13 protein-coding genes are annotated in these 12,939 nt (G+C 36.0%); 6 read left to right on the top strand and 7 right to left on the bottom strand.

What is annotated here, in order from left to right:
* Positions 1-49: 49 nt before the first annotated feature.
* A complete protein-coding gene (locus tag ACFSR3_RS11655; RefSeq protein ID WP_379821145.1) occupies positions 50-715 on the bottom strand; it encodes a DUF4294 domain-containing protein in 666 nt (221 codons plus the stop codon).
* Positions 716-795: 80 nt separating this feature from the next.
* Here ACFSR3_RS11655 and ACFSR3_RS11650 point away from each other — a divergent pair, with 80 nt between their 5' ends.
* Positions 796-1,887: a M42 family metallopeptidase gene (locus ACFSR3_RS11650; RefSeq protein WP_379821144.1), complete on the top strand. Its 1,092-nt coding sequence runs from the start codon at positions 796-798 to the stop codon at positions 1,885-1,887.
* Between the two features lie 53 nt (positions 1,888-1,940).
* Here the strand turns inward: ACFSR3_RS11650 and ACFSR3_RS11645 are convergent, their stop codons facing one another.
* From ACFSR3_RS11645 to ACFSR3_RS11630, 4 genes are all read right to left on the bottom strand, one after another.
* Complete coding sequence (locus tag ACFSR3_RS11645; RefSeq protein ID WP_379821143.1) at positions 1,941-2,324, bottom strand: ankyrin repeat domain-containing protein; 384 nt, start codon at positions 2,322-2,324, stop codon at positions 1,941-1,943.
* Between the two features lie 204 nt (positions 2,325-2,528).
* Positions 2,529-3,476, bottom strand: coding sequence for a phosphoribosylaminoimidazolesuccinocarboxamide synthase (locus tag ACFSR3_RS11640; protein ID WP_169518885.1), 948 nt, complete (start codon positions 3,474-3,476; stop codon positions 2,529-2,531).
* A 48-nt stretch (positions 3,477-3,524) separates the two neighbouring features.
* Positions 3,525-3,947 (bottom strand): hypothetical protein, encoded by a 423-nt coding sequence (locus ACFSR3_RS11635; RefSeq protein WP_379821142.1) that lies wholly within the window; start codon positions 3,945-3,947, stop codon positions 3,525-3,527.
* A 62-nt stretch (positions 3,948-4,009) separates the two neighbouring features.
* Positions 4,010-4,957, bottom strand: coding sequence for a PhoH family protein (locus ACFSR3_RS11630; RefSeq protein WP_379821141.1), 948 nt, complete (start codon positions 4,955-4,957; stop codon positions 4,010-4,012).
* Positions 4,958-5,061: 104 nt separating this feature from the next.
* On the opposite strand from ACFSR3_RS11630, the gene ACFSR3_RS11625 reads away from it, so the two are divergent.
* The 5 genes from ACFSR3_RS11625 to dnaN all read left to right on the top strand — a co-directional run bounded on the left by ACFSR3_RS11625 (position 5,062) and on the right by dnaN (position 9,960).
* Positions 5,062-5,889 (top strand): SAM hydrolase/SAM-dependent halogenase family protein, encoded by an 828-nt coding sequence (locus ACFSR3_RS11625; protein ID WP_379821140.1) that lies wholly within the window; start codon positions 5,062-5,064, stop codon positions 5,887-5,889.
* A 110-nt stretch (positions 5,890-5,999) separates the two neighbouring features.
* A complete protein-coding gene (locus tag ACFSR3_RS11620) occupies positions 6,000-6,296 on the top strand; it encodes a putative quinol monooxygenase (RefSeq protein ID WP_379821139.1) in 297 nt (98 codons plus the stop codon).
* Between the two features lie 16 nt (positions 6,297-6,312).
* Entirely contained in the window at positions 6,313-7,038 is a 726-nt protein-coding gene (gldF, locus tag ACFSR3_RS11615) for a gliding motility-associated ABC transporter permease subunit GldF (protein ID WP_379821137.1), read from the top strand.
* On the top strand, positions 7,038-8,747 hold the full coding sequence (gene gldG / locus ACFSR3_RS11610; protein WP_379821136.1) for a gliding motility-associated ABC transporter substrate-binding protein GldG: 1,710 nt from the start codon (positions 7,038-7,040) through the stop codon (positions 8,745-8,747). The genes gldF and gldG overlap by 1 nt, the downstream gene beginning before the upstream one ends.
* Positions 8,748-8,841: 94 nt before the next feature.
* On the top strand, positions 8,842-9,960 hold the full coding sequence (dnaN, locus tag ACFSR3_RS11605) for a DNA polymerase III subunit beta (RefSeq protein ID WP_114757994.1): 1,119 nt from the start codon (positions 8,842-8,844) through the stop codon (positions 9,958-9,960).
* Positions 9,961-10,036: 76 nt separating this feature from the next.
* On the opposite strand, the gene ACFSR3_RS11600 is transcribed toward dnaN, so the two are convergent.
* Both ACFSR3_RS11600 and ACFSR3_RS11595 read right to left on the bottom strand, forming a co-directional pair.
* Positions 10,037-11,884, bottom strand: coding sequence for a hypothetical protein (locus ACFSR3_RS11600; protein WP_379821135.1), 1,848 nt, complete (start codon positions 11,882-11,884; stop codon positions 10,037-10,039).
* A gap of 115 nt (positions 11,885-11,999) precedes the next feature.
* The gene (locus ACFSR3_RS11595) at positions 12,000-12,884 is read right to left on the bottom strand and encodes an alpha/beta fold hydrolase (RefSeq protein WP_379821134.1); all 885 of its coding nucleotides are present in this window, start codon (positions 12,882-12,884) and stop codon (positions 12,000-12,002) included.
* Positions 12,885-12,939: the final 55 nt, after the last annotated feature.

Raw genomic sequence — 12,939 nt, 5'->3', positions numbered from 1 at the left:
CACCTCTAATGATAACTTATAAAAAAACCGGATAAAATCCGGCTTATTTTTATAAGTTATCTTTTTTCTTCTCTCTCCAGTTCTTAGTTATAGCTATGTAATCTATTGAAAAAGCCGGATCCTGTCGTTGTAATCTGTGTTCTTTAAAAGCCTGCAATAAAAAGCCTTCAATATGGTAATCCTCAGCTATTGTTGACGGGCTATACCCCCTCTTAAGATCAATATTAAACATATGTGCTATACGGTTAGACCAAAAAGCTTTCCACCCGCTTTTATGTTCTTTAATCAGGTCAAAAGTACTTGTACCGGTTTGCCTGTAAATGAGTTTAACCAATATTTGCCCTTCAGATCTTGTCAATTTCTTAAGCCTGTCTTCAAATTCATTTTCAAGATAATTCTCAACAATTTTAGCGTATTTTTTTTTCTCCTTTTCTGTCTTTAGCTTTGCAAGATTGTTATTAAGCATGGTGAGCTTATCAGCAGCAGTTTTAGCATAAGGATATACTTTAAGTGTTCTTCTTTTTAAAAGGGCAAGTTTTTTTCGCTCATCCACAGAAATACTGTCCTTAACATTGGATATTACCAGTTCAGGCATCTGCATGTTAAATGCTATAGAATCCAGTTCAGGATCATTTATAGTATCCTTCTCAGCAATCTGAGCACTTACAGTCAGACTTGACAAAAACAGGAAGAGCAAGCAAATCTGTGCTTTCATTTATTAAAAATTTTACTTCAAATGTATACAATAATACGCAACTCTGTAATCTAATTTATATTTTAGCCAAAAATTAATTTATGTCTTCTAAATCTATATTAAACGACACATCACTATCCTTCCTTGAGCAATATCTAAATAACCCTTCACCTACAGGTTATGAATCTGAAGGCCAAAAGATATGGATGGATTACCTAAAGCCTTACGTTGATACTTTTATAACAGATACTTATGGCACCGCTGTTGGTGTAATAAACCCTGACGCTCCTTACAAAGTAGTAATTGAGGGCCACAGTGATGAAATATCATGGTATGTAAATTACATAACGGAAAACGGGCTAATTTATGTTATACGTAATGGCGGTTCAGACCACATGATCGCTCCTTCTAAAAGAGTCAATATCCATACCAAAAAAGGTATTGTAAAAGGAGTTTTCGGATGGCCTGCAATTCATACACGTCAGCGAGGAAAAGAAGAAAGTGCCAAGCTTGAAACCATCTTTATCGACCTTGGTTGTTCAACCAAAGAAGAAGTAGAAGCTCTGGGTGTACACGTTGGCTGCGTGATTACCTATCCTGACGACTTTATGATTCTAAACGAAAATAAATTCGTTTGCCGTGCCATTGATAACCGTATAGGTGGCTTTATGATTGCTGAAGTAGCACGCCTACTCCATGAAAACAAAAAGAAACTTCCTTTCGGACTATATATAACCAATTCCGTTCAGGAAGAAGTTGGACTTCGTGGTGCCGAGATGATCACCAAAACCATTCGCCCAAATGTTGCCATCGTAACCGATGTTTGCCATGACAGCACTACGCCAATGATCGATAAACGCATCGAAGGTGAAACTCAGATAGGAAAAGGTCCGGTTATTACCTACGCACCGGCTGTGCAAAACAACCTGAGAGAACTTATTATCGATACAGCTAATAAGAACGAAATTCCATTCCAAAGGTTGGCATCATCCCGTGTTACAGGTACTGATACCGATGCTTTCGCCTACAGCAACGGCGGTGTTGCATCTGCCTTGATTTCACTTCCGTTACGCTATATGCATACCACTGTAGAAATGGTTCACAGGGACGATGTCGAGAATGTAATCAAGCTAATCTACGAAACGCTCCTCAACATAGAAAACGAAGAAACTTTCTCTTACTTCAAAGCATAAAAAAAAAAGCATTCGCCGGGGCGAATGCTTTTTTTCATTACGTTAAAAACGAATTAGGCATTTGCCTGCTTTAGCAAAGCAACAGCTTCTTTAGCATTAGATGCTTCAGCATGTTTTAAGGCAGTAAGACCTTTTTCATCTTTATCTTTTACATTAGCGCCCTTTTCCAGCAATAGCGTAATGATTTCTGATTGGTTGTAGCGTGCCGCAATCATTAGCGGAGTCATACCATTACATTTTTCATGTACTGACGCCCCGTACTCTAACATTTTTTTTACGGTTGCAACATCACCTTTAGAAATTGCTACACCAAGCGGTGTGGTCACTTTGTACTCCCTTGTTACTACTGTTGAAGTACTTTCTGCATTGTTTGCCATTGATACATTAGTAAACGCTAATACAATAGCCAGGCCTGAACAAATGATCGCTTTTTTCATGATTGATTGAATTTGATTTGATGATTATTTTTAATTAACCGGTTGATTAGACCGTTTAAAATAATAGACGAGCATAACCCGGAAAACGTTACAGTAGTTTTTAAAATTAACATAATTTTAACAATTATAAACTTACTATGCTCGCATATATAAACAAAAAAACCGCCTTAAAAATAAGGCGGTTACAAATATTTTAATGAGAAATTATTTATTCAGGAATGCTAAAACATTTTTTTCAATTCTTTCGTTGATATTAGAAATATCAGCTTTAGCAAACTTCTCTCCTATGATATTTTCGTATAATTCGATGTATCTTTCAGATACTGTTTCGATATACTCATCGGTCATTTCAGGAATTTGTTGTCCATCTTTACCCTGAAAACCGTTAGCGATAAGCCACTGGCGAACAAACTCTTTAGAAAGCTGTTTCTGCTCTTCGTTGTTATTCTGACGCTGTTGGTAACCCTCAGCATAGAAATAACGGGAAGAATCCGGTGTATGGATCTCGTCGATAAGAACGATCTTACCGTCTTTAGTCTTACCGAATTCATATTTGGTATCAACAAGGATAAGTCCTCTTGAAGCAGCAATCTCAGTACCTCTTTGGAAAAGAGCACGTGTATATTTCTCAAGCACTAAATAATCTTCTTCAGAAACAATACCGTTAGCAAGGATGTCTTCGCGAGAGATATCCATATCATGCTCACCGTTATCAGCCTTAGTTGTAGGCGTGATTATTGGTGAAGGAAATTTATCGTTCTCTTTCAGACCTTCAACAAGCTCCACACCACACAATACCCTTTTACCAGCTTTATACTCGCGGGCAGCGTGACCTGAAAGGTATCCACGGATAACCATCTCAACTTTAAACGGCTCACAAAGGTGACCCACGGCAACGTTAGGATCCGGAGTATCGATAAGCCAGTTAGGCACTACATCTTCGGTAAGGCGCATAAATTTAGTAGCAATCTGGTTCAGTATCTGACCTTTGTAAGGAATACCTTTTGGCATAACTACGTCAAAAGCCGAAAGCCTGTCCGTAGCTACCATTACCAATAGCTCATCGTTAATATTGTATACTTCCCTTACTTTACCGCGGTAAACCGATTTTTGCCCCGGAAAATTGAAATCAGTGCTTGTGATGGTATTCATTGAAACTGTTATAAGTTATTGTTTTTTGAAGATGCAAAAATAAGAAAGTTAATGTTCTAATCTTTTGTTTTTATCAGACATTTTACAGGCAATTGCAAAACCTACATTTATGAAGAATAAAATCAGGGACAAAATTGAAATTATCAACCCGGTTGTACAAAAGCGAAAATAAATACTTACAAGCAAAAAAACAAGTGAAAGCATTTGAATAATAGTTATCCAACTATTGATTCTGACCTTAAACAATACTAAAAAACCATATCCCACAACACTTGTAATAACCGAAAAACCAAACACAACCGGCATAAAATTGCTCAAATCCCATGCCCATCCAATTGTTTTATTAATACCATATGTACCAACAACTGTATCTTCAAATAATAATTCCCTAACAATCAGATAAATTATAGGAGACAATAACAGAATAGCTAAAATTAAAAAAGGATGCTTTGGCTTTGAAAAATTTATCATAATAAAAGTAAACCTGCAAAAATATAAATTTCTGCAGGTTTTTATAAGTAGATTTTAAAATTTTAATTACTATGCTCAATCGTCTTATAAGCCTCAATAACTTTCTTAACAAGGCGGTGACGTACCACATCCTTATCATCAAGGTAAATGATACCGATACCATCTACGTCTTTAAGGATCAGCAATGCTTCTTTCAGTCCACTGGTGGTACTACGCGGTAAATCGATCTGTCCCGGGTCACCCGTTATCATAAATTTGGCGTTTTTACCCATACGGGTAAGGAACATCTTCATCTGCGAGTGCGTAGTATTTTGTGCCTCATCAAGAATTACATAGGCATTATCAAGCGTACGTCCCCTCATAAAAGCAAGGGGCGCAATCTGAATTATCCCCTTCAGTATATAATCCTCTAATGACTGCGGCGGAAGCATATCACGTAGTGCATCATATAACGGCTGCATGTACGGATCAAGCTTTTCTTTCATATCTCCCGGAAGGAAACCAAGGTTCTCCCCTGCCTCTACTGCCGGACGGGTTAATATGATTCTTTTAACCTGTTTCTCCTTTAATGCTTTTACGGCAAGGGCAACACCTGTATACGTTTTACCCGTACCCGCAGGACCTATTGCAAATACCATGTCATTTTTAGCCATAGTATCAACCAGTAACTGTTGGTTTGGCGTAAGAGCTTTAATCAGCTTGCCACCTACTCCGTGTACCAGTATTTTATCGCTCGGATCCATCTGCTCAACCTGTGAGTCGCTTTGAATTACCCTTTCTATGACATTGTCATCAATGTTGTTATAGCGTGTAAAGTGCAGCATAAGCCTGTTAAAGCGTTTTTCGAACTCATCAAGGATTTCTTTTTCACCAAATGCTTTTAATGTGGTTCCGCGTGCAACGATTTTTAGCTTAGGATAATATTTTTTTATCGTTTCAAGATGTGAATCCTGAGCACCCCAAAAATCTTTAGGGGCAATGTCTGTCAGTTCAATTATTCTTTCGTTCAAAAGCAGTTGATTTTAATTAGAGAAATGAGCATTATAATTATTAGCTTTGCAATCAAATTTAGTGAAATTAAACATCGTTTTCAGCAAAAGTTTTACACAATTTTATGTCAATAATTACCCTTACAACCGATTTTGGCCTCAAGGACCATTTTGTGGGCGCTTTGAAGGGAAAAATTATTTCCGGTTATCAGGAAGCTCAAATTATTGACATTTCCCACGACATCGATTTGTTTAATGTTTCCGAGGCGAGCTATATTGTTGGCGCTGCATACAATAGCTTTCCAAAAGGCACTGTACACCTTATTGGCGTAGATGCCGAACTTACCAAAGACAACAGACATATTGCCATGCAATGGAACGATCACTATTTTATTTGTGCCGATAATGGTATCCTGAGCATGCTTACGCAAAAGATCATTCCACAAAAAATAGTTGAAATAAACATTCACGACCGCCTACCTGAAGGATCGACAGAAATGGATGCGTTTGTGGCTGTTGCATGCCATATTGCCAAAGGCGGGCAGTTAAGTGTTATAGGGCGCGAAATAGCCGAAATAAAAGAGATGAGCGAGTTGCAGCCTATCGTAGCTGCCGACCAAAACTCCATAAAGGGATACATCGCTTATATAGATCACTTTGGTAACTGTGTAACCAATGTAACTGAAAAGCTTGTACGCGATACCGCTAAAGGAAGGGAGTTTGAAATTAAATTCAGTACTAAAACCATAAAGTCGGTACGTACAAACTACTCCGATTTTACCGTTCGGGAAAACTTTACCATAAAAGATTATGAAGGTGATAAACTGGCCATATTCAATGAGGCCGGATTCCTGGAAATTGCAATATACCGGAGTAATCCTCAAACTGTAGGCTCAGCTGCCACCCTTCTGGGGCTAAAGTTCAGGGATGTAATTAATGTAGTTTTTAAGTAGTTGATTTGAAGGTCCGGTTATTTGGTTATTTGGTTATTTGTACCCTGAGTTTTGGGATGAGTATGTTCAGGGATAAAAATTCGAAAATAAAAAAAACAATAAAAAACTGTATGTTTGTACGCATAGTAAAAATGGGATTCTACGAAGATAAGGTTCAGGCCTTTCTTGATAATTTTGAACAGGTTAAGGAACAGATACGAAATTTTCCCGGAAACCGTTTCTTAGAATTATATCAGGACAGGAACAACCCTACCGTGTTTTTCACTTATAGCTATTGGGAAGATGAGGCAGATCTTGAGAGATACCGTCAATCAGAATTGTTTATAGAGGTTTGGGCATTTACCAAACAGCTATTTAACCAAAAGCCGGAGGCCTGGAGTGTAAATAAACTGGTTACTTTAGAATAAAATATAAAAGATATTAATGAAAGCATTGTTATTACGTGAGATCAAGTCCTTTTTCGGTTCGCCGATAGGTTATTTGGTCATTGCTATTTTCCTGCTGCTCAACGGCTTATTTTTATGGGTGTTTGAGGGTGATTTTAATGTTCTCAATAGTGGCTTTGCCGATTTGAGCCCATTCTTTACCATATCTCCGTGGATATTGATTTTCCTTATCCCGGCAGTAACCATGCGCAGCTTCTCTGATGAGAAAAAACAGGGAACTATAGAGCTACTGTTTACCAAACCGCTTAGCGTATGGGAAATAGTAAATGGCAAGTTTTTCGGTGCCCTAATATTAATTGTTTTAGCCATATTGCCAACGATCATTTATGTAATGGTTATATCATACTTTGGAAACCCTGAAGGAAATATAGATATGGGGAGTACACTAGGTTCATATTTTGGTTTATTATTCCTGATCGCAGGATATACAGCTATAGGAATCTTTACCTCTACCATTTCCGACAATCAGATAGTAGCATTCATCATATCTGTTTTTGTATGCTTTATATTCTATTTCGGATTTGAAGGCGTAGCAAACTACATAGGTAACCTTAAAGGCTTCGTTTCATCTCTTGGAATGGATTATCATTTTAAAAGCATGAGCCGTGGCGTAATAGATACCAGAGATGTAATCTACTTCATCAGTATTACGGTATTATTCCTGTCGTTAACTGTTTACAAACTTAAAGCGCTTAAAGGATAATGGAAGCAGTTAATCAGACACCACAGCCAACAGTAAAACAGAAGAACCTGAAGCAGCTTTTTACAATTATAATTGTCTTGCTTGCAGTTAATTTTGGCGGATACTATTTGTACAAACGTTTTGACCTTACACAGGATAAACGCTACACTCTTTCTCCTGCAACCCTAAGTGTCATTGAAGAAGTAAAAGACCCTTTATATATTGACGTTTTTCTTGAAGGTCAGTTTCCCGGTGAATTCAAAAGACTACAGGATGAAACCAAACAATTACTGGAAGAATTTCACGCGCGTAACAGCAATATAGTATTCAACTTCACTAATCCGCTTAAGGATGAAGACGGCCGCGATCAGGCAGTACAGGAGCTTTACAAAATGGGTATGACACCTGTAAGCGTTACGGTAGATGATAAAGGCAAGCAATCACAGGAGTTGGTATTCCCCTGGGCAATGGCGAATTACGGAAAGAAAACCGTAAAGTTTCCGTTGCTTAAAAATATGCTTTTAGCCTCGACAGCTGAAAAAGTTGTGAGTTCAGTTCAGCATCTTGAATATGCTGTAACCGATGCTATTAATAAAGTAATTAAAGAAAAGGAAAAGAAAGTTGCCATAATAAAAGGTAACGGCGAAATGAATGACAGGCAGATAGGTGATTTTATCAGGAATATAAGAGAAAGTTACTATATCGCACCTTTTACGCTTGATTCTGTTGCTAAAAACCCTGAAACCACATTAAGACAACTTAAAGGTTATGATCTTGCCGTTATCGCAAAACCAACTGAAGCTTTTTCGGAACAGGAAAAACAGGTACTTGATCAATATATCGTTGAAGGTGGCAAAACCCTTTGGATGGTTGACGCCGTTCAGATAGAAATGGATAGCCTTTATAATGATACAGGTGTAACACTTGCCTTTCCACGTGATTTGAACCTAAACGATATGTTCTTCAAATATGGTATCAGGCTTAATCCCGACCTGGTTAAAGATGAGATAGCTACACGTATCAAACTCGCTACAGGTGCTCAGGGAAGTGAAACACAGTTTCAGGAATATCCTTGGCGTTTTTCTCCATTTATCTATCCAGATTCGAAAAATCCTATCGTAAAGAACATGGACGGTATCCGATTTGAGTTCGCTAACAGTATTGACACTCTTAAGAATGGCATTGACAAAACGGTACTTTTAAGATCATCTCAATATTCAAGAAAGATAGGTACTCCTACAGAGATAAAACTTTCAATGGTTGAAGAAGAAACAAGTCCGAAAGATTATGCAGATAAAGGATTCGTTCCTGTGGCAGTATTACTTGAAGGTAAATTCCATTCAGCATTTGAGAACCGTGTACTGCCGTTTAAAGATGCTGCATTTAAAAAAGTAGACAAGGCAGGTAAAATGATTATAATTTCTGATGGAGACATTGCAAAAAACCAACTGGATAAAAATTTCGAACCTTTAGAGCTTGGTTATGATAAATGGACCGGAGTGCTTTATGACAATAAAGGTTTCCTTATGAACTGCGTAAATTACCTTCTGGATGACAAAGGACTTATTAACATCCGAAGCAAAGATGTAAACCTTCCGTTATTAGATACGCAGAAAGTTCATGAAAACTATACAGCCGCACAATTTATAACTGTCGGATTACCAATAGTGATTTTAGCAGTATTCGGATTCCTGTTTACTTATCTTAGGAAAAAGAGATATGCAAAGTAGTGTTAATAAAAAATATTGCACTATTTAATTTGATTACGATATATTTGTGAAATGTAAAATCAGCCGATTTTATAATTAAATAAACGAAAAAGAGATGAAATTTATAGTATCCAGTTCATATTTGCTAAAACAATTGCAGGTTTTAGGAAGTGTAATCAATAGCAACAACACGTTGCCAATACTTGATAACTTCCTTTTTGAATTAGACAGTACTGAATTAAAAGTATCTGCTTCCGATTTGGAAACTACAATGTCTGCTACTTTAGAAATAGATTCAGACAGCAAAGGAAGTGTAGCCGTACCGGCAAAACTTTTACTGGAAACTTTAAAAACGTTCCCGGAGCAGCCACTTACTTTTACAGTAGAGGATAACAATACTATAGAGATCAGCTCTAATTCGGGTAAGTATGCTCTTGCTTATGCTGCCGGTGAAGAATTTCCTAAAGCAGTAACACTGGAAGATCCATCTTCTACCCTTGTGCCTGCAGAAGTACTTGCTACTGCCGTAAGCAAAACTATTTTTGCTGCCGGTAACGACGACCTAAGACCTGTTATGTCAGGTGTATTTTTCCAGTTTTCTCCGGAAGGGTTGATATTTGTCGCTACTGATGCACATAAACTTGTAAAATACTCAAGAACTGACGTAAAAGCTTCTCAGGTTGCTGATTTTATCATGCCTAAAAAGCCGCTTACTATACTTAAAGGTATACTTGGTTCATCGGATGCTGAAGTAAAAATTGAATACAACGATTCTAATGCTACTTTCTCATTTGACAATTATGTACTTACATGTCGTCTTATCGATGGAAAATATCCTAACTATGAAGCGGTTATTCCTAAAGAGAACCCTAACAAGCTTCTTATCGACAGAACACAGATATTAAGCTCTGTTCGTCGTGTGGCTATCTTCTCTAACAAGACTACACACCAGATACGCCTGAAAATTGCTGGTACTGAATTAAATATTTCTGCCGAGGATATCGATTACTCAAACAAAGCTGAAGAGCGTTTGACTTGTGATTACCAGGGAGATGATATGCAGATAGGCTTTAACTCACGTTTCCTTACGGAAATGCTTACCAACCTTCAGAGTGATGAGATCATGCTGGAAATGTCATTACCTAACCGTGCGGGTATCCTTACTCCGGTAGATGGTCTTGACGAAGGTGAAACTGTTACCATGCTGGTTATGCCGGTAATGCTTAACAACTAAATAAGCTATTTAACCAATCCTTTTTATATGAAAGCCGTAACATTAATTTGTTACGGCTTTTTCTTGATTATAAATATTATTTTCCTATTGCTTTTAAAATTCTGTCTTCCTGTATAAGAACATCTCTCATCAACAAATTATGAGGAAAAACTTTTAGTTTTGAGTTTCTAAAACCAATTAAAATCTTCATTAAAGATGATGCAGTAATCAATGATAAATTCAATTCATACTCCAATCCACATTCTTTAATAAAATCATCAGAAAACTCAGGTGCTATTAAGAGTGATTTAATTACTTTATGACCATTCTTTTTAGCAATTGAATCATATGCTTTCAGTTGTCTGGAAACTGAACTAAATTTATTATAGTTACTCTCTTTTATTGTCTTACATTCAACGATAATCAAATCGCTATTATCGAGATTAATGAGAATGTCAATTTGTTCTTTAGAAGTGTTTAATTTTTTTCTTAGAGCTTCATCAATATTAAAACCTAATTCTGTCAATATTTTCTTTGTTAGATCTTCAAACTTGAGCCCCAAGTCTACTTCTTTAATTGCAATTCCCCTTTCTTTTAGGGCCAATAAGTTTCTAAAGCCAATATTTTCGTAGTTTTCCAAAAACAGATTTTCTGAATCCTTATAAGCATCAAGTACATTTGAAATAATATCTCCTCTTGTTTTTATATCTTTTTGTTTACAAAATTCTTCAAGTTCTTTTTCTGGTATAAGCTCCAGGATATCTCTCGGCTTAATATTATAGTCCAGAAGGAAATTACTTCTAAGAACATTTTCATCTTGTAACTCAAATTTACTTTTAAGGGACTGGTTAATATGTGGTATGCTTTCTCCTATTTGTATTAACATTTTTTCATAGCCATCATGTGACATACCTAAATTATCATCTCGGTCAATTTCTTCAAAATAATTAATTAAGTTATCTATTTTTTCTTCTATCAAAGAACCTTTTAAAGATGTAATTAATAGACTTTTTTCACAGAAATCATTCAGATATTTTTTTTTATCGGTGAGTGTTGTGCCATCTTTATGAATATCTTCAATAAAAATCTGTCGAAATGAGATTCCTGAATTTATGATTTCATTGATTTTATTCTCTAATGAAAGTTTTCGATCAATATTATGCTTCTTACTGATAAGATTAATCTGAGGCTCTCTAAATAAAAGTAATACTCGTCGGAAAAACTTATCACCGACTTCCTTACCTCTAATTTTTCTCAGTATCCTAACTACTTCATCAGCTATATAAAGTGTATTATTTTTCTTGGAATAAAAAATAACTCCTATAGATTTTAATTCATTAATAACAGAATCAATTTCCAATTTCTTTACTGGAAGTATGAGATAGTTTATAAGTTTAATTTCCTCCTGCGATAAAGACAATTGATTTGCAAGAGTCAGAAGAATAGCATGCTCATCAGAAGTGATCTTTTTTTCCTGATTATTAGATTCATCATTGAAGTATGCTGTTTTTAAACACGATAAATAAATTTTATAATCTCGCTTTCTGTCTTCAGAAATCTCAGATTTATCAGTATTTATCTCTTCCTCAAAAGACTTAAGTTTTGACTTTAATGACAATAGTTCTTTTTCATATAATCTCGAAAACCAATCCTGTCGAATTATACAGCATCCATCTTTTGATATTATATCAATTAGGATATCTAATTGAGAAGTTGTCTTTAGAAATTCGTTCTTGATGTATTCAGTAAATTCATCTTCCAGAAGATTAAAAACATTTACGATGTTAATACTATCAGCGCTTTTTAAATCCCTATTAGAATCAGATAAAATATTTTCAATGAGCTTAGCGTTTTTTGGTTTCGCAACGATGATGGTATCAATAATTTTTAAAAAAGAGTTTTTTTCAAAAGAATTGATATTGTTAAGTATCTTTTCAAGTTTCATATTGTAATAAGTTGGTTGGTACTACGAATATAAACATAAAAATTTAACAATTTTTCACAGTTTTTACAAATATAAAACCGCAATTTAATTGATATTAAATTGCGGTTAAAATAGCTTAAAATCCCTTATATTTATGGTAGGACTCGATAGCATGTCCACCAACAAAGCTTAGGAGATCCTCATTAAACTTGTTCTTGTGAGTATAAAAAAGACCATGCGGAGCATCATCATATACTACATACTCTGCATGAGGAACAATTTTAACCGTTTCTTCTGCTGATATCTCTATAGGTACCGTTTCGTCTTCCCTACCGTGAATCACAAGTAATGGTGTCTTAATTTTAGCCAAATCATTCCTGAAGTCAGTTGAAGACCATGCATCCATTGATTTGACTGTAGCATATAGCGCAGCATTAAGGCAGCGTGTAAGATTGTGCTGCAGGAATTCTTCACTCACCGGATGATTAAAGGTATGATAACCATAGAATGTTCTTCCAAAAGCGGATAAGAATTTTGCCCTATCTTCTTCAAGATCTTTATTCATAGAGTCAAATTGTTCCTTTGGAATTCCCCTTGGATTATCGGCAGTTTTAAGTAAAAAAGGAGTAACAGCTCCTACTAATGCAGCGCGCACTACCCTCCCATCATTATTATAATTGGCAAGATAACGGGCAACTTCTCCTCCTCCCATTGAAAAACCTACTAGCGTAACATCATTAAGATCTAATGTATCTATAACAGCTCTTAGGTCAGATGCGAAAGTATCGTAATCATAACCATCCCAGGGTCTGGACGATCTGCCAAAACCTCTCCTGTCATAAGCTATAACTCTAACATCATATCGTGGGAGTTCATTTAACTGATATTCCCACATCTCATGGTTTAAAGGCCAGCCATGAATCAATATAATTGGCTTACCCCTACCAACATCTTTATAGAATAACTCCACTTCTTCAGAGTTACCCGATAAGCTAACTGAGTTTGTTTTTATAAATGGCATAATACTATTTTTAGAAGTTAATCTCTTATATAAAGTTACAAACAACTAAAAACAT

Source organism: Flavobacterium suzhouense (genome assembly GCF_042684765.1).
Taxonomy (GTDB): domain Bacteria; phylum Bacteroidota; class Bacteroidia; order Flavobacteriales; family Flavobacteriaceae; genus Flavobacterium; species Flavobacterium suzhouense.
The sequence above is the reverse complement of the archived record's forward strand: the minus strand, read 5'-3'. Positions and strand labels throughout refer to the sequence as shown.